The sequence below is a fragment of the Rhizobium sp. 9140 genome (assembly GCF_900067135.1).
Lineage (GTDB): Bacteria > Pseudomonadota > Alphaproteobacteria > Rhizobiales > Rhizobiaceae > Ferranicluibacter.
The window spans coordinates 3,489,464-3,510,110 of record NZ_FJUR01000001.1 but is presented as its reverse complement, the minus strand read 5'-3'; the positions used below and the strand labels follow the sequence as shown (position 1 = coordinate 3,510,110).

General features: G+C 59.2%; 17 protein-coding genes and 1 tRNA gene. 14 read left to right on the top strand and 4 right to left on the bottom strand.

Features of this window, described 5'->3' with window-relative positions; genetic code table 11:
- The first annotated feature begins 225 nt into the window (after window positions 1–225).
- Both GA0004734_RS16560 and GA0004734_RS26430 read left to right on the top strand, forming a co-directional pair.
- A tRNA-Leu gene (locus GA0004734_RS16560) sits at window positions 226–310 on the top strand.
- A gap of 250 nt (window positions 311–560) precedes the next feature.
- Window positions 561–803, top strand: a complete 243-nt coding sequence (locus GA0004734_RS26430) for a hypothetical protein (RefSeq protein WP_245292448.1) — start codon at window positions 561–563, stop codon at window positions 801–803.
- A gap of 614 nt (window positions 804–1,417) precedes the next feature.
- On the opposite strand, the gene GA0004734_RS26060 is transcribed toward GA0004734_RS26430, so the two are convergent.
- The 3 genes from GA0004734_RS26060 to GA0004734_RS16545 form a co-directional block, all read right to left on the bottom strand.
- On the bottom strand, window positions 1,418–1,594 hold the full coding sequence (locus GA0004734_RS26060) for a hypothetical protein (protein ID WP_175386432.1): 177 nt from the start codon (window positions 1,592–1,594) through the stop codon (window positions 1,418–1,420).
- Between the two features lie 153 nt (window positions 1,595–1,747).
- Window positions 1,748–2,425: an HNH endonuclease gene (locus GA0004734_RS16550; protein WP_092935437.1), complete on the bottom strand. Its 678-nt coding sequence runs from the start codon at window positions 2,423–2,425 to the stop codon at window positions 1,748–1,750.
- Window positions 2,422–2,700: a hypothetical protein gene (locus GA0004734_RS16545; RefSeq protein WP_092935435.1), complete on the bottom strand. Its 279-nt coding sequence runs from the start codon at window positions 2,698–2,700 to the stop codon at window positions 2,422–2,424. Before GA0004734_RS16545 ends, GA0004734_RS16550 begins: the two co-directional genes overlap by 4 nt.
- A gap of 226 nt (window positions 2,701–2,926) precedes the next feature.
- On the opposite strand from GA0004734_RS16545, the gene GA0004734_RS16540 reads away from it, so the two are divergent.
- From GA0004734_RS16540 to GA0004734_RS16485, 12 genes are all read left to right on the top strand, one after another.
- The gene (locus GA0004734_RS16540; RefSeq protein ID WP_139056291.1) at window positions 2,927–3,178 is read left to right on the top strand and encodes a hypothetical protein; all 252 of its coding nucleotides are present in this window, start codon (window positions 2,927–2,929) and stop codon (window positions 3,176–3,178) included.
- Between the two features lie 129 nt (window positions 3,179–3,307).
- On the top strand, window positions 3,308–4,804 hold the full coding sequence (gene istA, locus GA0004734_RS16535; RefSeq protein ID WP_139056207.1) for an IS21 family transposase: 1,497 nt from the start codon (window positions 3,308–3,310) through the stop codon (window positions 4,802–4,804).
- Window positions 4,801–5,559, top strand: a complete 759-nt coding sequence (gene istB, locus GA0004734_RS16530) for an IS21-like element helper ATPase IstB (RefSeq protein ID WP_092930036.1) — start codon at window positions 4,801–4,803, stop codon at window positions 5,557–5,559. Before istA ends, istB begins: the two co-directional genes overlap by 4 nt.
- A 133-nt stretch (window positions 5,560–5,692) precedes the next feature.
- Window positions 5,693–8,824, top strand: a complete 3,132-nt coding sequence (locus GA0004734_RS16525) for a hypothetical protein (RefSeq protein ID WP_092935431.1) — start codon at window positions 5,693–5,695, stop codon at window positions 8,822–8,824.
- Entirely contained in the window at window positions 8,821–9,474 is a 654-nt protein-coding gene (locus tag GA0004734_RS16520) for a hypothetical protein (RefSeq protein ID WP_092935429.1), read from the top strand. The genes GA0004734_RS16525 and GA0004734_RS16520 overlap by 4 nt, the downstream gene beginning before the upstream one ends.
- Window positions 9,471–10,094 (top strand): hypothetical protein, encoded by a 624-nt coding sequence (locus tag GA0004734_RS16515; protein ID WP_092935427.1) that lies wholly within the window; start codon window positions 9,471–9,473, stop codon window positions 10,092–10,094. Before GA0004734_RS16520 ends, GA0004734_RS16515 begins: the two co-directional genes overlap by 4 nt.
- Window positions 10,091–10,519, top strand: coding sequence for a DUF6950 family protein (locus tag GA0004734_RS16510; protein ID WP_092935425.1), 429 nt, complete (start codon window positions 10,091–10,093; stop codon window positions 10,517–10,519). Before GA0004734_RS16515 ends, GA0004734_RS16510 begins: the two co-directional genes overlap by 4 nt.
- Window positions 10,520–10,522: 3 nt before the next feature.
- Entirely contained in the window at window positions 10,523–13,888 is a 3,366-nt protein-coding gene (locus GA0004734_RS16505) for a phage tail protein (RefSeq protein WP_092935423.1), read from the top strand.
- Between the two features lie 55 nt (window positions 13,889–13,943).
- Window positions 13,944–14,204: a hypothetical protein gene (locus tag GA0004734_RS16500; RefSeq protein WP_092935421.1), complete on the top strand. Its 261-nt coding sequence runs from the start codon at window positions 13,944–13,946 to the stop codon at window positions 14,202–14,204.
- A complete protein-coding gene (locus tag GA0004734_RS26055; protein ID WP_092935419.1) occupies window positions 14,194–18,012 on the top strand; it encodes a pyocin knob domain-containing protein in 3,819 nt (1,272 codons plus the stop codon). Before GA0004734_RS16500 ends, GA0004734_RS26055 begins: the two co-directional genes overlap by 11 nt.
- Window positions 18,013–18,023: 11 nt before the next feature.
- Complete coding sequence (locus GA0004734_RS16490) at window positions 18,024–18,428, top strand: hypothetical protein (protein ID WP_092935417.1); 405 nt, start codon at window positions 18,024–18,026, stop codon at window positions 18,426–18,428.
- A 226-nt stretch (window positions 18,429–18,654) separates the two neighbouring features.
- Window positions 18,655–18,834 (top strand): hypothetical protein, encoded by a 180-nt coding sequence (locus GA0004734_RS16485; protein WP_092935415.1) that lies wholly within the window; start codon window positions 18,655–18,657, stop codon window positions 18,832–18,834.
- 241 nt (window positions 18,835–19,075) lie between these two features.
- On the opposite strand, the gene GA0004734_RS16480 is transcribed toward GA0004734_RS16485, so the two are convergent.
- Window positions 19,076–20,383, bottom strand: a complete 1,308-nt coding sequence (locus tag GA0004734_RS16480; RefSeq protein ID WP_092935413.1) for a GT-D fold domain-containing protein — start codon at window positions 20,381–20,383, stop codon at window positions 19,076–19,078.
- Window positions 20,384–20,647: the final 264 nt, after the last annotated feature.

Below are 20,647 nucleotides of genomic sequence, written 5' to 3'. Positions count from 1 at the left end.
ACGGGGCAACGCCCCGGACGAGGCATCCATCAGCTTCTATGCAGGAATACAGCCCCTGTAAATCACCACGGCGCGCCTGATGCTGCTCCGCACCATCGTTTCCCAATCCCGCCTTCTGCCGATGGACCGTCTTGCCCATTCTCTCGCGCAATTGCCACGCAGACCGCGAAATCCCGGTTGACCAAGCCCGCCCCACCCGTATAAATCCCGAACTTGCCTCTCCGTGCCCCATTGGCGGAATTGGTAGACGCGCTCGACTCAAAATCGAGTTCCGAAAGGAGTGCTGGTTCGACTCCGGCATGGGGCACCACATATTTTCTATGCCGTTGAAATCGCTTACTGTTTCGCGATTTTCCCGCACTAGAACTTAGGTGCGGGGAAATTTCGATCTCAATTTGTTCTGCAACCATCTTCGAAGCCTTGATCCCAAGGCGCTTGCGGTCGGCTTTTTTCGTGTAGGTTTCGGCCTGGCGCGATGTTGCCCAGCCGAACTGCGCCATAAGTTCATGCGATGACGCGCCAGCATTCGCCGCCAGAGTAGCGGATAGTTTGCGGACGCCGTGGGCGCTCTTGTCGATGCCGGCAGCGTTGCAATGTTTCCGGAACCAATTGCCAAAGCTCTCGACGGTAAATGGGCGCCCGGTCTCGCCGACTATGAAGGCGAGATCTCCGGTCTGTGTCTGCGCCAGCACGTCGATAAGTCTTGCCGGAAACTCGATTGTGATCTCAGCGCCAGTCTTTTTCGTGCGCATGGAAAAGGTGTTGCCGGTCATGTGCTGCCGGCCGGCCTTCACGATGTCTGATCGGCGAAGGCCTGAGCATAGCAGAAGCTCGAACGCGAGGCGCTGGCGAGTTCCGACCTGCCATTTGACGCAGAACCTATGAACGTCGTCGATTGTCCACGGCTCAAAGCCATCGGACTTGTAGCGGACGGGCTCAACCCCGCGGGTCGGGTCGAATATTGCAATATCGCTCTTAATGGCCCATGCGAACAGTCCACGCACGGCCTTCAATAGGCAGTTTGCCTGAGCTGGGGTCTTCGCCCTCGCATCGAGCGCCATCTCCATGTCCTGCTTTGACATGTCTGTGAAATGGTCTTCGCCGATCGCCTCCACCATCTGCTTGAAGAGGTTGCCGCGCGCGCGCCGGGTCGACATCGATAGCTCGGCCCACTGCCGGCTCTCCATGTAGCGCTCAACCAGCCACCGCACCGAACGGCTGTCAGATCGCGTGCGCCGCACTTGATCTGGGGTGTCCATCACTGCAGCCTTGTAAGCTGCATTGAACTCAGGGCTACCTGGCTCGCCGCGCAAGCGTGTCCTGGTGCCTTTCCCTACGCGGTAATAAAATACCCACGTCCCGTGACGGTTCTTTTCCTTGATGACGTTCAGGGGCAATTTGCGTGGCATGTCCTCCATCAGAAGCGGAGTCCGCCCTTGGGCGCAAGCGGAGATTTCTCCGGTGCTGCGGCGTGAACCGGTGACACCCTGATCGTGCGGCCTCCCTCGACGATCTCGACGGTGACATTCCGCTCGTTTGCGACGTCTGCCATGCGCTGAAGATCTGATTTTTTGACGACGGCAACCGATGTCATTTCTCGCTCCCGTTGTTCTGGGATGCTGGCGCTGGCAGAGGTAGCACCTCTCCCGTCGCTCGGCCGTCTTCATCGAGTACGGGATAATGGCCATCCGGGATCACGAAGGTTCGCCGCGTGCCATCGTTCGGCTTCGGTTTGGAAGATGGGTTTTCATTTTTGATCATGCCGGCCTCCAGTGCGGTTGCGACGAAGCTCGCTTGCCTTGTGCTCGATGCGAGCCATCGTCATAAGCACCGGCTTCAACTCATCAGGGGCTGTGTCGTAAGCCATGACGCGTGTCGCCCGGCCGCCATTGAGCCGCGGCAAAACACCACGCGAGATCGGAAGCCAATTCGACGGATCGGTATTAAGCCTGTTGCCGTCCAAGCATTTGAGGCATTGGCCTTCGGGAACTGGTCCATTGGCTTTTTCCCATAGGTGGAGGTGCTTCAGCACATAGCGACGCTCGTAGCCGGTATGCGGGTTCTCTTCGTCGATACTGATCTCGACATATCCGTCCTTCGAAACGCGCTTATGGCCGAGGAATTTGGTATTGTGCGGCAGTTGCCCGGTCTTGAAATGGGAGCGCTGCGCGTTCGGATGCCGTCCGCCTTTGCCGGGTTCACACGGAACACCCTTGTTTAGCGGAACGCTGCCTTTGGCGAAGTGCCCAGTGCGGCCTGTCTTCCATCCTTTGCGTTTGCGAAGGGCATGTAGATTGCCTGCGGAAACATCGTTGCGTGAGAACTCTCGGCAAAATGCTGCATGGTATTCGGCGATCGGCAACAGCCGATTGGCCTCAAGCCACTCCATTTCGCCAGCGCTGTACTGGATCCATGAGCCTTTCATTTCTCGGCTCCGTCCGTGATGGCTTTGCCTTCAAGAGTATCTGCGGCTCTGAAAATCGTGGGAAGCATCGGCTTAAAACGATCGCCGTGATTGGCAACGAGCGTTGCCGCCTTGAGGGCAAGCTCAGAATTGCGAATGAGCTGTTCGCTCACATCAACAATTGCATCGGTGCGCTTCACCTCGGTTTCGATTTGCTCGCTCGTTAGCGTCTCATCGCTGAGACGCTCAAGCTGGGAGAACAGATGGTTGTTAAGGTCGATGAGCCTGTTTTTCATGGTGGCGATCCTCAGAATTCGCTGTCTGGCACGTCCGGCTCACCGCAATGGGAGCACAGCAGGACGTAGGTCGGATTGGCGCAGAAGGGGCACGACGCGGGCGTACGGCCGATAGCGCCGTGAATGGCGCGCACCTCGTCGTTGGTCGGACGACGATTGAGGGACAGAAAGACGACCTGGTCGTTCTCAGGATCGCGGCCGATACCGGCAGCGCGGAGATGCTGCCTTGGCAAATCGGTTGGGGTGGCGCCGGTGCCACGCCCACGGAGAGCACGGCGAACTCCTCGCCCGTCGCTTTGCGGTACCGGCGCTGAAGCTCAACCCGGAAGTCTTCCCACAGACGCGGGGGCAGGCGATCGACGGGTCCACCCGTGAGCGCGTTCGTGCCGTGCAAGGCCATGCCGATGTGGGCGCGGTCGGCCATCCTTTTCAGGTCCTCGTAGCTCATGACCGGTCCTCCGTGGCGGAAGCTGGATAGAATGACTTGAGAGCGGCGGTGCAAAATTAGACCACGGTAGCGGCGGGATTGTCCCGCTTCGGGCGGCGTAAAAGTCGGCCACCTATTTCTCTTCTGCAATGAGCGCAGGAGGGCCTGGGGATCTATACCGTGGAATTATATCTGAAGGTTCGACTGGCTTGCTCGGAAGGCATGAGCCGGCGTCAGGCTGCAAAGCATTTCAACATATCGCGCGACAGCGTTTCCAAGATGCTGTCCTATTCGACGCCACCTGGCTATCAGCGACAATCACCGATCCGGCGGCCCAAGCTGGATGCGTTTGTCTCGACGATCGATCACTGGCTGGACGAAGACAGACAAGTGCCGCGCAAGCAGCGCCATACGGCCAAGCGGGTGTTTGACCGGCTTCGAGACGAATGCGGGTTCACTGGCGGCTATACGATCATCAAGGATTACATGCGCGAGCGGGATCAGCGCCGCCAGGAAGTGTTCGTGCCGCTGTCGCATCCGCCCGGCCATGCGCAGGCCGATTTCGGTGAGGCGATGGTGGTCATCGGCGGTGTCGAGCAGAAGGCGCATTTCTTCGTGCTCGACCTTCCGCACAGCGACGGCTGCTACGTGCGGGCCTATCCGGCGGCAGTGGCCGAGGCCTGGGTCGATGGCCATGTCCATGCGTTCGCTTTCTTCGGCGCCGTGCCGCAATCGATCGTCTACGACAACGACCGTTGCCTGGTGGCGAAGATTTTGCCTGACGGCACCCGCAAGCGCGCGACGTTGTTCAGCGGCTTCCTGTCCCACTACCTTATCCGGGATCGCTATGGCCGTCCCGGCAAGGGCAACGACAAGGGGAACGTCGAGGGTCTCGTCGGCTATGCCCGGCGCAACTTCATGGTACCGATCCCGCAGTTTGCGACATGGGAGGCGTTCAACACCTTTCTGGAGGAGCAGTGCCGGAAGCGCCAGCGCGACAGGCTGCGCGGCGAGAGCGAGACGATCGGCGAGCGCTTGCGGCGCGATCTGGCTGCCATGCGCGCCTTGCCAGCCTCGCCATTTGATGCCTGCGACCAGGCAAGTGCCAAGGTGACGGCGCAGTCGCTGGTGCGCTACAAGACCAACGACTATTCCGTCCCGGTCGCCTATGGCCATCAGGATGTGTGGGTGCGCGGCTATGTCAACGAAGTGGTCATTGGTGGCCGTGGCGAGATCATCGCCCGCCATCCTCGGTGCTGGGAACGGGAAGACGTCGTCTTCGATCCTGTCCATTACCTGCCGCTGATCGAGCAGAAGATCAATTCGCTGGATCAGGCAGCGCCCCTCCAGGGCTGGGACTTGCCGCAAGAGTTCGCTACGCTGCGCCGGTTGATGGAAGGCCGCATGGCCAAACACGGCCGGCGTGAGTACGTGCAGGTCCTCCGCCTGCTGGAGAGCTTCGAACTCGCCGATCTGCATGCGGCGGTGAAGCAGGCGATCCAGCTTGGCGCCATTGGCTTTGACGCCGTCAAGCATCTGATCCTGTGCCGGGTGGAACGCCGGCCGCCCAGACTGGACCTGTCCATCTACCCGTATTTGCCGAGGGCGACGGTCGAGACGACATCGGCGAAGGCGTATATGCGTCTCCTGTCGTCGGATGCGGGAGAAGTCGCATGAACACCCAAGCACCCGAGATCCTTCTCACCCATTATCTCAAAACCCTGAAGCTGCCGAGTTTCCAGCGCGAGTACCAGAAGCTGGCCCGGCTGTGCGCCACCGAAGGCGTCGATCATGTCGGATACCTCACCCGGCTTGCCGAGCGGGAGATGATCGAACGGGACCGTCGCAAGGTCGAGCGTCGCATCAAGGCGGCCAGGTTCCCGGTCGTCAAAAGCCTCGACAGTTTCGACTTCGCCGCCATCCCAAAGCTGAACAGGATGCAGGTGCTGGAACTGGCGCGCTGCGAATGGATCGAGCGCAGGGAGAACGTTATCGCTCTCGGCCCCAGCGGCACGGGCAAGACCCATGTGGCGCTCGGCCTCGGCCTGGCCGCCTGCCAGAAGGGCCTGTCCGTTGGGTTCACGACAGCGGCCGCACTGGTCAGCGAGATGATGGAGGCGCGCGACGAGCGGCGTCTCATCCGGTTCCAGAAGCAGATGGCCGCCTACCAGCTGTTGATCATCGATGAACTGGGCTTCGTGCCGCTGTCAAAGACCGGCGCGGAATTGCTGTTCGAGCTGATCTCGCAACGATACGAGCGAGGCGCGACCCTGATCACCAGCAACCTTCCTTTTGACGAATGGACGGAAACCTTGGGGTCCGAGCGCCTGACCGGCGCTTTGCTCGACCGCATCACCCATCACGTCAGCATCCTCGAGATGAACGGCGACAGCTATCGTCTCGCCCAAAGCCGCGCCCGAAAGGCCGGCTGACGCCCTTCGAAAATCGCAACGCGCGCATGAGACCCCCGCTCGGGCCTAAGCCCTCCCGGCGGTCTCATGCGCGCGCCACAAGTGGCCGACTTTTGCGCCGCCGCGTGGCAGGATTTTACTCCGCCGTTGACAGATGGCGCGACGTGAAGAGATTGATCGCCTACGTGCCGCGCAGGCGGGTGGCGCATTTTCCAGCGACCTCAACGCTCGCCTCGGTGTGAACGGCTACGGCACCTCAGCGCGGGGATCAGCGGCGGTTTTTGAAGAAGCTGCGCGCGATGCCGACCGATACGCACAAAAGGCGGCATCGCTACGTGCTCAACTCGATCCGGTTGGGGCTTCTCAGGCTCGTCTGAATTCTGAGCTGGCCGAATATGCGATGCTGGCAGATCGCGCGGAAATCAGCACTGCGGAACTTGCCCAGGCTCAGATGATGGCGAAGGCCCGGCACGAGCAGTATGCAGCAAGCGTCAACCGGTCTGGGGCCAACGATAATCGTCCTGAGGGCCGCGCCTTCAACACATCGAACCTTGCTGCGCAGGGATTTGATGTATTAGCAACGGCCGGATCTATGCCGTTCTACACCGTTGCTCTTCAGCAGGGGCCGCAGGTCGCGGCTGTCTTCAATGACATTCGCGCAAGCGGCCAAGCGATTGGTCCGGCTGTAGCTGGGGCGTTTGCTCAGATACTAAACCCGGTGTCATTGCTGACAATTGGTGTCATTGGCGCAACGGCTGCGGCAGCCAGTTATTTCAGCAGTGTGGAGTGGGGCGGCGGGAAGTCCGAAGAGACCTTGAAAAAAGAGGCAGCGCTCATTGCCGCTGTCGCTCAAAAGTGGGGTGAGGCTCTTCCTGCGCTGAAGGCTTACAACGAGGCTCGCGAAAGCGCTGCGACCGGCAAGGAAATCAAAGAGGCGGCGGATAAGGCCGCTGACGATCAGTGGACGACCCTCCGCAAGCAAATCACTGACGTGAATATAGCGATGACGGATACCGCGTCGCAGCTTCAGCAGCTTGGCAGAGATGAGGGGCAGGTAGGAAATCTGCAGCGCGATTTTGCGGCGCTTGAAAAGGCGATCGGCAACGGCACGGCAACGTCAGAGATGGCGCGCGGCGTCCAGAGGGATCTTGCGAGCCTAATCAAAGACGGATCAACGCCTGCCATTGATGCCTTCGTGAAGTCGCTCGACTTTTTGCCGGCTGCTCTCGACAAAGCTGCAGTAAGTGCTTCTGGGTTCAAGACCGAAGCGGCTGTCCTGGTTGATCTTGTCAAGCAGCTCGGCCCCTTAGGTCAACTCGGTCCCATTATCAGCGGTGACGGTCGGTTCATGACCAATCCGAATGAGATCCAGACCTACAATGCAGAGCAGGCTGCACTTCGTGAAGCAAACGAAAATCCAACAGTCACCAACCCTCAAGGGGTGACGGTGGGCGTTCCGATCCCGACCCGGAAGCCTATCCAGCTCGGTGATGATCTGGCGAAGTCGGAAAAAGATGCCGACCGCGTGCGCGAGTCCTACGACCGTATGATCCGCACTGCGAATGATCGCATTGAGCAGATCCAGGCGGAATCTGCAATGGTAGGGCAGGCTGGAGTTGCTGTCGCAGCCTATCGCTTTCAGTTGGATCTTCTCAATCGCGTCGAGCAGCAGGGAGCTAAGGCGACGCCGGCTCAGCGCGCGGAGATTGAGAAGCTTGGTCAGGCTTACAAGGTTGCCGCAACAGAAGCTGCAAACCTCAAGCTCGCTGCAGACCTGAAGTTCGAGACGGAGCAGGAATATCGGAACCGGACGGACCAAGATATCGCATCTCGTCAGCGCGGAGCGGGGCTCGACGTCGATCTAAATAGTGAGTTCGCCAACGGCGTTCGAGAACTTGAGCGCATTAAACAGGCTCGCGCTGATCTCGGTGGCTTTTTCACAGATCTTCGGGACGGCCTCATGCAGGGGGATTCGATTGGTGAAGCTTTCGGGAACGCTTTCTTGAAATCGCTGATGAACGTCACAGGACGCATTACGGATAATCTGATCAACAGCCTTCTCAATAGCGTACTCGGTCAACCCGGAACCGCCTCGACGGCCGGCACTGGCCTTCTCAATCTCATTACGGGCTCTGCTGCACCGGCAGCCACATCCGGCGCCGGCATCGCGGGACCCGTCGCTGCGTCGGCAGCGCCTGTCATGGCAGTGACGCGCTCTGCGATACCGGCAACCGATATCTCGTCCTACATCACTGAGGCCGCGACCAAGCGAGGCATTGACGCAGGTATTGCGCTTCGCGTGGCGCAGTCGGAGGGCGGGCTGAATAGCTGGAACCTTCAGTCGGGTTTCGTCAAGAACGGCGTCCGCGAAGCCTCCTATGGCCCGTTCCAACTCTACAAGGGCGGTGGTCTGGGCAATGAGTTCCAGCGGGCAACCGGTATGGACCCTGCACTTGCATCGAGCGGGCCGGCCGGCGTCGATTTCGCGCTTGATCACGCGAAGAAGAACGGCTGGGGCGCCTGGTATGGCGCAAAGCGCGTTGGCATCGATAAATGGGAAGGCATCGGGCAGGGGGCAAATACCCAGAACGACACCGCGGCGGCCGCTGTCGAGCGCATGGCTGCCAACAGCAACGAAGCGGCGACCAACCTTGGCGGCCTGACGAGCGCAACCTCGACGGCCATGCAGGGGGTCGGGGACTTCGGCGCTGGCCTCGGCCAGTTCAGCCAGCAGCTCATGAATGCTGCTTCCGGCGCCAACAGCCCGAGCAGCCTTCTGGGTGGCCTTGGGAGCCTGCTTGGCGGCATCAGCCCCACCAGTCCATTCTGGGCGCCCAACACGACGCTGGGCAGCTTTCTGACCACCGGCAAGGCTGGCGGCGGCTACACCGGACCGGGCGGCATCAACGAGCCGGCTGGGATTACCCACAAGGGCGAAATCGTCTGGTCGCAAATGGACATCGCGCGCGCAGGCGGTGTGGGGACGGTCGAAGGCATGCGTCTTGGCTGGCAGGGGTATGCAAGTGGTGGCTTGGTTGGTGGTCCTGCATCTGCGCCGCAGCGCCGATCGACAATTCAGGATGCTGCGAACGACAGCGCTCCTGCGGGTAGGAAAGCTGGTGACACCGGTTCAATCACGATCCGTGGCGGCGATGTGATCGTGCAGGGCGACGTCTCGGAGAAGAACCTGAAGGCGATCCAGGACGCGATAGAGGAGAACAACCGGTTCCTGCCTGACAGGATCGAGGAGCATCGGCGTCATCCACGCAAGAGGATGGCCGGATGACCGTCACCTATCCGTATTCCCTTGCCACTTTCGCCGACCAGCTCGCGATCTCGTCTGTCGTCTGGGATATCCAGCGAAACGACGAGATGTCGGCTGCCGGCGACGGGCGGTTTTGGCAGGCAGAGCTATCGAGCCCGCTATGGACCGGGACTGTCGAGCTGATCATGCTGTCTAACGATCGCGCCAAGCAGATCGCCGCGCAGATCCGCAAGCTGCACGGCACGCAGGAATCCTTCTACCTGTGCGATCCGCTGTCGCTCTACCCCCAGGCAGATCGGACCGGCGCCGTGCTCGGCAACGCTGCGGTGAAGGTGCTAACCATCGCGACGGATCGTGCGTCGCTGTCCTTCACCGGCCTGCCTGCGGGTTACGTGCTGACGCTCGGCGACAAGTTCACGATCCTCTACGGCAGCAACCCGGAGCGCGTTGGCTTCTTCGAGATATCGGAGACTGTCGCTGCGAACGGGGCGGGCGTCACCGGCATGGTCGGCGTCTTCCCGCATCTCCCGTCCGGTATCGGTAACGGGCTGAGCATTCGGCTCGCCAAGCCTTACTGCAAATGCAGCATCCTCCCCGGTACGCACAACCCCGGCACGGGCCGGAAGCTGCACACCGAGGGGGCTGGCTTCAAGGTGATGCAGAAGAAATGAGAGACGTTCATCCGGACTTCTACGCCGCGCTGGCCAATGCGCGCGAACGCGGGATCGTGCCTCGCAAGCTGGTGAGCATTACCGGCCGATCTCACACGACGGGCGCGATCGTCGCGCCGGTCAGCTTCTGGTCGGAAAGCGACGAGGAAAACATCACCGTCACGAGCGGCCTGACGGGCGAGACAGCAACGCGGCTGTTCTTCGGCGGAATCAATCTCGTGGTGGGGACCATTCCTCGCGTCGCCAATCTGACGATCCAGACGGTCACGGTGACCGCGAGCCAGATCGCTCCTGCGGTGCAGGAAGCCGTGCGCGGCATTAATCTCCGCCAAGCGAAGGTCGAGATATGGGATGCGCTGCTCGACCCGACTTCACGGCTTCTTGTGTCTCCGCCAGCACTCGTCTGGCTCGGCGAGGTCGATGGAACGCCGATCGAGACGCCTGGGGTCGGCGAAAACGGAAGCGTGAAGATCAACACGATTTCAGACGCGATCTCGATGCTGACGCGCAAGAACTCGGCCAAGTCGTCGGCGGAGGAGCAGAAGCGCCGGCAGGGCGACGAGTGGAACAAGTACGCCGGCGCTGTGAAGAACTGGAAGCCGAATTGGGGGCAGGAATGATCGAACTCAAGCGCCGCCCACTCTGGGTCGGCCCATTCAATGACGTGATCGACGACATGCGGCGCCAGCCTTTCGACTGGAAGACGAACGACTGCGCCTGCAAGTTTGCTGGCCGGATCGTCGAGGTTCTGACGGGTGAGAACCTCTACGCCGAATTTGAAGGGGCCTATGACGACGCAGCGTCTGCCTACCGCGTGATGCGCGCCGCCGGCTTCACGGATCTGGCCGACATGGTCGCGGCCTATCTGCCGGAATACGAACACCCCTCCGAAGCGCAGATCGGCGACATTATGGCGATCCCGACGACGTCACCCTTCGGTCATGGCCTCGGCGTCCTGAACGGCGAGCGCATCTTCACCCTCGGCGAAACCGGCATCAATCATCTTGACCGGTCCGTCGCCACGCGTGCCTTCCGGGTCGGATAGTCCATGAAGCTTTTCATTCTGCTCCTGAACGTCGCATGGTTCGTGCTGACGGCGGCGGAGCCTGCGCATGCGGAACTGATCAGCGGGATCATCTCTGTCATCTCGGCTGCTGTTGCGTCAGCCGGGGCGATCGGGAAAATCGTTCTCGGCATTGTGCTCAACGTTGCCGTCTCGCTCTTGCAGAAGGCGCTCACAAAGCAGCCCGAACAAAAGGCTGTGGGCGTCAAGCTGGACATCGAGATCGGGGACGACATCCCCGTATCCACGGTCATTGGCTACTATCCGACCGCTGGGAAGCGCAAGTATGTGCAGACGTGGGGGGAGTTCAGAAAAACCCCGAATGCGATGATTTCGCAGGTCATTGAACTCGGCAACCTGCCGATGTCGAAGACGCGCTTGGAAGATATGGAATTGTGGATTGATGACCAGAAGGTCACGATCCTCACGGCCGAAACGCCAGACGAGAACGGCTACCCGATCAAGGAATTCCGAGACGACGACGATCGGGACGGCGACGTTGGCAGCGGGATTGATGATTACGCTTGGATCAAGTTCTATAGCGGGACCCAGACCGCAGCGGACCCCTTCCTCATCGAGAAATTCGGCGACTTGGAAGATCGCCCTTGGCTTGAAAGCATGATTGGGCGCGGCGTTCCCTACGCCGTCATGACGTACCGCTACCGTCCCAAGTATTTCAACACGGTTCCCAACACGCTTTTCGTGTCGCGCGGCATCCCGCTCTACGACATCCGCAAGGATTCGACGAACGGCGGCAATGGTCAGCAGCTTTGGAGCGATCAGTCGGTCTGGGAGCCTTCAGTCAATCCTATCGTGCAGATCTACAATGTCATCCGTGGGCTGCGGTACCAGGACGACTGGTTCTACGGTGGTCAGAATTTGGCAGCCATACGCCTGCCGGCGTCCAACTGGATTGCCGCCGCCAATGAATCTGGTCGCCTCATCGAGATCCCGGGGACGCAAACGGAGCCACAGTTTCGCGCTGGACTTGAGATCACCGGCGACATGGAACCGCTTGACGTGATCGACCAGCTGCGTGCCGCAGCGAATGCGCGCATTGCAGAGGTCGGAGGGGTTTTCAAGATACAGGTGGGCGCCTTCGGTGCGGCTGTCTTCGACTTCAGTGATGCCGATATCATCATCACCAAGGGGCAGACGTTCGAGCCATTCCCGACGCTCGACGAGACCGTCAACCAGATCAACATCAGCTTCCCGAACCCCGATGAGAAATGGGTGTCGAAAGATGCTCCCGTGCTGTCGGCCAAGGACGTCATCGACGAGGTAACCGGCAAGACGCTGTTTGAGATCGACGGCAACCGCGTTTTGCCGGTTGATGTCCAGCTTCCGGCTGTACCTTTCCCGCGTCAGGCTCAACGCATCCGCCGCGCGATGATCAAGGAAGAGCGCCGCTTCCGCACGCACCGCTTTTGGCTTCCACCTGAGGCGTGGGTGCTGGAGCCGAACGACGTCATTGCGTGGACGTCGCCGCGCAATGGCTACGTCAACAAGAAATTCCTGATCGTCGACATCCAGGGCGAAGTCACTATGAACCAGCTGGTGACGATCCGTGAGATCGACCCGGCCGACTATGACTGGTCGCCATCGTTCGAATTGCCGTTCGCCTCCGGGTACCTCGGCACGATGCCGGTCCCGGTGCAGCCCATGGAAGGCTGGACGGTCACCGCGACGACCATCCTTGACGCAAGCGGCCTTGCGCGCCGGCCTGCGATCCTCGTGACGGCTGCTTCCAACCTAGACGACGTCCGGAACGTCTGGGTGAAAGTCCGACTGAAAGAGACAGGCGCCATCGTCTTCGACAGTGACCAGCAGCCCTACGCCGCGCCCTATTCGTGGGTTCTCTCAGGCGCGTGGCTTCTGCCCGCGACGGAGTATGAAGCGCAAGGCAGGCTCATCCGTAACTCGATTTCCGTCGAAACAGATTTCAGCGCGTGGCTGCCGGTCACGACGGATGACATTCGGTTTTCGGCACAAGATCTCCACCTGCAGGAAATCTCGCAGGCCATCGGCAACGAGCTTGCCCTGCTGGAGGACTGGGTCTGGCGTGACACCAATATCCGCAAGCTGATCGAGGATCGCAAGGCACTCGCTCTTGGGATCTCCGCGCAGGATCTCGCCAACTACTCCGACAAAAAGCAGATCAGGCGCGAGATCTTCAGTCAGACCGGTAAGCTGCGCGCACGCTTTGACGAGAAAATCGATGTCGCAACGTCCGAAACGTCTGCGCTCGCTCAGCGGGTAACGACCTTCGAAGCGGAGCTTGAGAATAAGGCGTCGGCATCGGTCGTTGAAACAACGATCGCTCGCGTCACGGCGACAGAGGGCAACGTTTCCAGCCTGTCGGCGGATATGACGACGCTGGCAACATCCCTTTCCGACAAGATCGGCTCAACCGTATTCTCATCTCTGGCCTCGGAAGTCTCGCAGATCGGGGATGTCATCACGCTTCAGGGAGACATCATCAACGAGATCGAGCTGGAGCTCGACGACAAAGCATCGTTCGAAGCCCTCTCCACCCTGTCGGGGACCGTGACACAACAGGGCGATCAGATCACCAGTCAGGGGGAGGCTATTCTCGGCATTCGGAGCACATTCGGCTCAGCGATTGCACAGTCGCGCATGAGGTTCGAGACGGTCAATGCAAACGGCTCTGGCTATGCGCTTGCCGCCATTCAGACGCGTTTCGGATCGGCGGACGATTACAAATCGGCCGGCATATTTTTTAAGACCTATTCAGATCCGAACAAGCCTCCAGAGGTGATCGTCAACGCTGGGCTCTTCGCGGTTGCTGTTGGGAACGACGAGACCGGAACCAAGATCTTTGCTGTCGACGCCGGCGGCCTCTACATCGACGCCGGCTATATCCGCAACATCACGACGGACAAGATCACGTTTCTCGACGGGAGCGTTCTAACTGCCGCGCTCGCTCAGGAAGCTGCCATGTCGATGCCAACATTCAGCATGGCCAATAGCTTTGCGCATACGACCGGCACGTCGCAAATCGGCTTCCTGTCCGTCACCAAGACTGCGCGGGATATCGTTCGCGTCGGCGGGGATGTCCGCGTTCGGGTGACGGACCTTGCTGGCAACCTCAAGATCAATGTCACCGTTGAAATCTACTGGGGCTCTCTGTTCCTGGGCGACGCGACTGTTTCGTTCGACGAGATGACAACGCTGGGCAAGACGATCGCCTTCGGCGGCACGATCATTTCGGGATCTGGAACGCAGAACCTGCAGGTCTTGATCAGCAGCGACCGACCGAGCGCGCTTCAGATTGGACGTCGGACGATGACGGCGATCGTCGGCAAAAAGGTCCTGCCTGCCGCCGCCTGAGCGGCCATCACACTGATGTTTCAACACGAGCCGGTTTTGGCCGGAAGGACGCTTCATGACCGACGCGATGACTATCAGCGCCGCTGCGCAACTGCGCGAGGCGGAAAACCAGCTTGCCTATTTTCGTGGGCGCGTCGCGGCGCTGGCCCAACACATCATCGACCGCGACCAGCTCCTGCAAGACGCCAAGCAGGCCGTCGATGAGGCCAGTATGCGTGAGATCGAACTGAACGCGCAGGTCGCTGAACTGCAGGACAAGCTGCGCATCGCGACTGCAAAGAAGACGACGGGCAAGGATGCTGCACATGGCGAATGACGACTTAATCCGCGGCGGCACGGCGTCCGTAGCCAACGGCTCCAAGGCGGTCACAGGGCAGAATGTCAGCTGGACGCGCGTGCTTTCAGGCGACTTCTTCGGCGCCCATATTGGTCTGGCTATTCCGATCGAGGCCATCAGTGGCACGAGCATCACGCTCGCCTACGCTTGGCCCGGTCCTTCGCAGACGGGCGCCCCTTATGCTATCCAGCAGAAGGGCGACGTCACGCGGTTTCAAGAGCGCATCAGGCTCCTGGTGGAAGGGCTGTCGACGATCGACGCCGCCGTTGCCGCTGCTGCGGCCGAGGCTATTGAGGATCTGATCGGCGCGGCACCCGATCTCCTGAACTCGCTTGCCGACCTTGCCGCTGCGATTGGCAATGACCCTAACTTCGCGGCCACGATGCTGACGGCGCTCAACCTGCGCCTTCGCGTCGATGTCGAGCAGAACCTCACACCGACGCAGAAGGCTCGCGGAAAATCGAACCTGGGGCTCGATAAGGTTCAAAATCTTACGCCTGCGGAAATGCCTGTTTCCACGTTGCAGGCCGCTGCAATCTCGTCGGCAGTTGCGTCCATCGTTGCAAGCTCACCGGCGGCACTTGATACGCTGAAGGAATTGGCCACAGCGCTTGGTAATGATCCAAACTTCGCATCCACCATCCTGACCCTCGTTGGCACCATCAGGGATGAGGTGGTTGCGGGGCGTGGCACTTCCACCTCGCTCGCAGCGCGTATTGCAGCCGTCCTCCAGGCGGCATCAGATGGTATCGCAGCGGAAGCGGCTTTCCGGCAGTCTTCGGACAACACGCTAACGCAAGGCGTGAACCTCGTGACGTCGGAGGTCGTGGCAGCGCGCGGAACTTCCTCTTCGCTTGCCGCCCGGATCGCAGCCGTCCTCCAAGCGGCTGCTGACGCCGTTGCGAACGAGGCAACACTTCGCCAGTCTTCCGACAATACCCTCACGACGGCTCAGAATCTCATTCTTGAGCGTCTTGACCGCGTGGCCGATCGTCAGGTTATCGGCATTGCAGAAACGCCTGTCACTGGCACGACGGCCACCGATCAGACCTTCGTTCTCCCACAGCCGGTCACGCGCGATGGCTACCTCGGCGGCTTGTTCCTGTTCGCCAAGGCTGCCGGCGTCGTGAAGGTCCGCCGTTATAAAAAGACCGGCGACAACTTCATTTCCGTCTCTCAGGACTACCTGGTACCGGTTTCTCTCGGTCTGAACCTATCGACGGTCGATAACCTTGGGACGATCCCGGTCTTTGCCGGCGACTATCTCGGCATCTACGGCAGCGGCATTCTCTGCTACCTGCTCGGGGCAAACAGCGGGTTTTACGGCGCAGCCGGTGATCAACCGTCCTTCGCGGATAACACGATCGATACGTCAGCCAAGCTTCAGGTGCAGTTCGTCGTCAACGCCGGAGCGGCGCCGGCTGCACGCGGCTTTGTGTCGGACGCCGTCTCAGGATCTATTCAGACCATCGGCATCCGGAAGGCAGGCGTTACAGGCGATAGCCTGCCGCGCAACACCTGGGTGTTTAGCGAGTCCGTCGCCCGTGACAGCAAGCTGTCGGCCTTACGTGCGTATGCGCATAGCGAAATCGTCGTGAAGCTTAAGCGCTTCGTGAAAGCCGGCAATTCGTTCAACCAGGTGGGCAAGGACTATCCGGTTCGTCTGCTCGGTGGGCCGAACATCCTCATCGAAGATGAAGTTGGTGCGATGGCTCTCAAAGCGGGGGAGTACATCGGGTTCTCCAACGATGGCGCGGGCTCGGATCTGGCCTTCCTCGTTGGCGCCGGCGTCGAGGCAGGATATTTCACGCCGCTGGTTGACGGCACGAACACGACGTTCCTGACAGATACGACGGCCGACTATGGCGCCCGCATCCAGATCGGCTTCGACCTTAAGGCCGACCCGATGAAGTTGGCGCAGCTGCCGGCTTCGGCTCCTCTGGCACTCGAGGAAACGATCCTCGACGCATCGATCTCCGCTGTCGTCGCCTCCGGGTTGGTCATCACCTGCCGTGCGCTTGTTGGCCGGTCCGGCATGGGGCTCTGGACGCCGTCTCAGACGATCGCGCTGGCGGCCACGGCATCGACGAACATCCGGTTCGATCTGCTCTACTACGATGTCTCCACCAAGCAGCTCGGCATCATTCAGGGCACGGAGCGTGCGGGCGATCCGGACGCCTTCATGCCGAAGCGTACTTCGCTCCGCCAACTGCCGATCGCGATGCTGCGCGTCTATCAGGCGACCGTGCAGTGGACGATGCTCTATGAGCTGGTCGATGGCGTCATGCCGCAGGCCAAGGCATGGCGGGACCAGATCCGCAGCGAGAACCGTCGTCGTGCAAAACCTCTGACGGCGCGTGCTGCCAGCCGGCAGGCGATCAAGCTGATCAGCTTCGGCGACAGCATCAACGCCCAGCAGTCGGCCGTGCCGTCGTCCACGGCCCCGAATGGAGCGATGCGCGACAGGGCCACGGCCGTCTACCTCGCTGAGGGCTACGGCTCCGACGTTCTGGCGACGATCCAGCTTTACACGGCTGTGCAGCTCGGCCGGGCCGACGATGGCGCAGGCGCCGTTCACACACGCGTGGGGATGGTTTGGGAAGTCGTGTCGGCGCTTGAAAAGCAGGGCTACGTGCTCGGGCAGGATCTCGTCTACGACAACTGGTCTGTTGCCGGGTCCTCCTCGGCCGACGCGGTGTCCGGGTCCACGCCGACGTCTTCGCTGACCAGTGCCGCCGCGTCCGGCGCCCACGGGGTCCTCGTGACGTACGGCATGAACGAACTGGGTGATCCTGCCGCTGAAGCCCGTCTAATGATCGCCGGGCAGACGTTTCTTAGCGCAGGATCGTTGCCGATCTTCGTCGGAGTGCCCCGTCCGCGCACACTGGCAATCCACAACTGGGCATTCACGAATAGACTGATCAAGCGTGTCGCGGATGCGCTCGATGTCCCCTTTGTGCCGGTCGATCACCTGTATGACGATCGCTTCATCGCAGCGTTGGGTGGCCTGACGACGCTCGATGTCTGCCCTTCCAACAAGATCAACCATCCGGGCCTCATCGAACTGCCGGCGATTGGCCGGGAGATCGTGGCAAACCTGCATCTCGGCACAGACGTGGTCGGATTGGGCGCCATGTCGGGCTCTACCTTGATCGGTCGCTCTCTGTTGAGAAGTGCTAGCCAGTCCGCTGCACGAACGGCCTTGGGTCTTGCCCCTGTTGCCTCATCGGGTTCTGCGGCTGATCTCACGGGGACAATCCCTGACGCTCAGCTACCTGACAGGCTTCGCTCCACAATCGTCAGTGTAACCAATTGGGACTTGGCGATTGAGCCCGGTTTTTATACCGGGCTGGACACTGCGCTTAACTCGCCTGTGGCGCAATTTTGTTTTGGGATCGTTAAAGCGCGCGGCACGGCTCATTGTGAGCAGATACTCACAGAGATCGGCGGGACACTGACGGACAGCAAGACATACCGTCGAACGCGATCAAACAGCGGCGCTTTTTCGGTTTGGCAGCGAGTTCGCCAGACCGAGGAAGAACTGAACGCGCTCTATGCCCGCTTATCCGCTGCAGTGTTCACTGGCCCGCCTCAACTGCCCCCTTACACCGTGGCAACACTCCCTGCCGCCAGCGCCACACCCCGTGGCAAGGCTTGGGCATCCAATGGCCGAGCATTCACCGGTCTCGGCATGCAGGAAGCGTCGGGTGCTGGAACCGGTGTCGAGGTCATCTCCAACGGGTCCGCATGGAAGATCAGCGGCACCAACGTCACCGTATCAGCCTAAGGAGTGCGATCATGGAAGTTTATGTGCATGAGTTTCTCTACCGAGGGCGCGCCTCCGATGAAAAGGAGCCATCTGCATTCCACGTCATTCTTGGAATGCGCTCTCCCAACCCGCATCGGCCGAGCGAAATGGTCACGAGTTTCAGCGACGCCTTGACTGCTGAGCAGGCAGAAGAGCTGGGCTTCCCGGCGTCGGTCCTTGTGAAGGGTGTGAACGATGCCGCCTTGGCGGAGGTAGCCGTTGCGCATGAGGCGGTGCAGGCTGCGATCGCCGATGCCAACGCCGAGCGCCAGGCACGCATAGCCGCTGAGGATCAGATCGCGGAGTTGCAGGCCGAGCTTGCGGCGCTGAATAATGCGGTCGTTTCTGACAGAGGCTTCTCAGTAGGCCCGGTCTTAGACGGCTCATGGGCCTAGAGAAGGAGAGCAGAATGAGCAAAACGAGAGACGAACGCATAATGCAAATGGCGGCGAGATTTATCGATGACGAAGCCGTCCGCAGGCAGTCTTCCAGTCCATGCCCGGAGTGCGCATCACGACGGGCGCGGGGGTATCTGCCACGGCTTCGCGACCTATGGAGGCAGATAATGCCTTCCAGCCGACCAACCACACAAACTGAAATCTAACGAAAGGGATTTTCCAAATGAGCAATGTCAACGAAACTATGATGCGCGCAGCCCAGAGCCTCGATCGCGAGGCCGAACAGTATGAGACCTATCTGGCGCATCTCAATTCCGAGTTGGAAACGACGCAGGCGAAGCTGAAACAGGCACGAGAGGACGCAGCCTCGATCCGCGAGGGGATTGAGGCGCCCTCGGCCTGATCCTGCGAAGCGATCCTAGGGCGGCAATGTCGACACATCAGCCGCGAACGATCGCGGCTGATGCACCAAGTGCAGGAGGCGAGTAGGCTTCAGCTAAATGAGAAATCTAATTGCCCTTGTCCGCTCAGCTGATCCCTCTTCTACTTGTCGATCCCGAAGACATCGATCGCAGCGGTCTTAAGTCCGCCTTCAAGAAGGCAATTCGAGGTGCCAATAATTAGTATTTTCAAAATAAATCCAGTCAAAGTGCGAACTGATTGCTCATTCCTGGGCGTGTATTTTTCTTCGCCCAGCCGTCGGCGAGGGAGCCGATGTCTAGAGCGACCCCACCGAATTCTTTAATCTTGTTCACGTAGAACTTACCAAGGATGCCGCCCGCGACCAAAAATAACTTGCCATCATGTGGAGTGGAGAGTCTTTCCATGATTTCGTGATAGGCATTCGGGTAATGGGTGCCTGCGCTAGCTGCTTCACCAAGTACCGAGGATGACCCCTTCTCACCCGGTATTTTGTAGAAATCAACAGAGCTGATCTCAAATCGAGTTTTAATCAAGTCAGGAAGTTCACTGAGGCAGGATATCAAAGCGATTTTATCGGCTTGCTTTATAAGTTTGCCGATAAAATCGCCGTTCTGAAGATCCATATGGATCAATTGAGAACAAATTTTAGTATTTAGGCTGGCGTTCCGGATGCACCTCAAGATATTCACAAGAGAAGGTATGCCTCTAGTGCTTGAAATATTGTACTCATGCTCTATCCAGCTTTCGTATGGAATTCCTATAATATCTGTTTGTGCTAGAACGTCTGGGAGTGACCTCGATAGAGCTTGAAACCCATTCTGCTCTGAAGGGAAATCTTTCCCGAACCACATTTCAGTTAGTTCCCTCCTGTTAGCAGCATACAAAGCCGCATACTCCATCTCATCGACATCGCCGAGCGAAAGACAGCTACCTTCGCCATCCCCGAGCCTTATCAAACTGAAGGGTGAACGATCATAGATTGCCCTTGAGATTTCGGAATAGACTGCCTGTGTCGATAACTCTTCATACTTCGAGCAGACCTCGTCACGCAAAATCAGAGACGCTGATTTAGGAAAATTTTGCATGTATTGACTGAAGTCTGAAAAAAGTTGGCGCGCATCTTGCACGGGGCCGCCACTAGCGTTCTGCATATCAAGAACCCCTAAGCCCTGGCTGTGAGCGCCTGTAGCGAACATCATGTGAGCTAAAAATTGCCGGATACGTTCGTTGTTAGGCTGTATAGTAAATGCTTTTGCTAGCAACCTTGCAGCCCTAGTGTGATCGCCGGTCAATCTGTATGCAAATGCTGCTTCATAATGAAAGGACGTCTCCTGCGTCCATGCCAAAGAGGCCTTGTTGAATAACCTTGCGGCTAGATGGGGCATGCCTCCGTCTCGGAGTTTAAAACCTGCATCTAGCAATTCAGCTGCAATTTCCTTGCTAAAGTCCGCTTCGTCTATAATGCGCTGGATAGCCTCATCTCTCGGGTTGTTTTGAACGGCCTCAAGGAAGAAAGTAAATTCTGACAATTTTCACCTATAGATTATTCACTGTTGTTGGGGTGATCAATGTAAGTGCAATTTCGAAATTGCACTTTTAACTGAGGAATCTCTTTCCATTTCAACTATGTTCCCATCTCGGAAAAGAGTAAGAACGCATTCTGGGTCGCCGCGATTGAGACGCACGCTTATCGGAAGCTTGCAGTCAATCATAATGTCGAGCAATTCTTCCGTTACTGTAGATCTCTCAATCAGAGAGAACGCGAACTTATCCCCGTCGTCATAGAGCATATC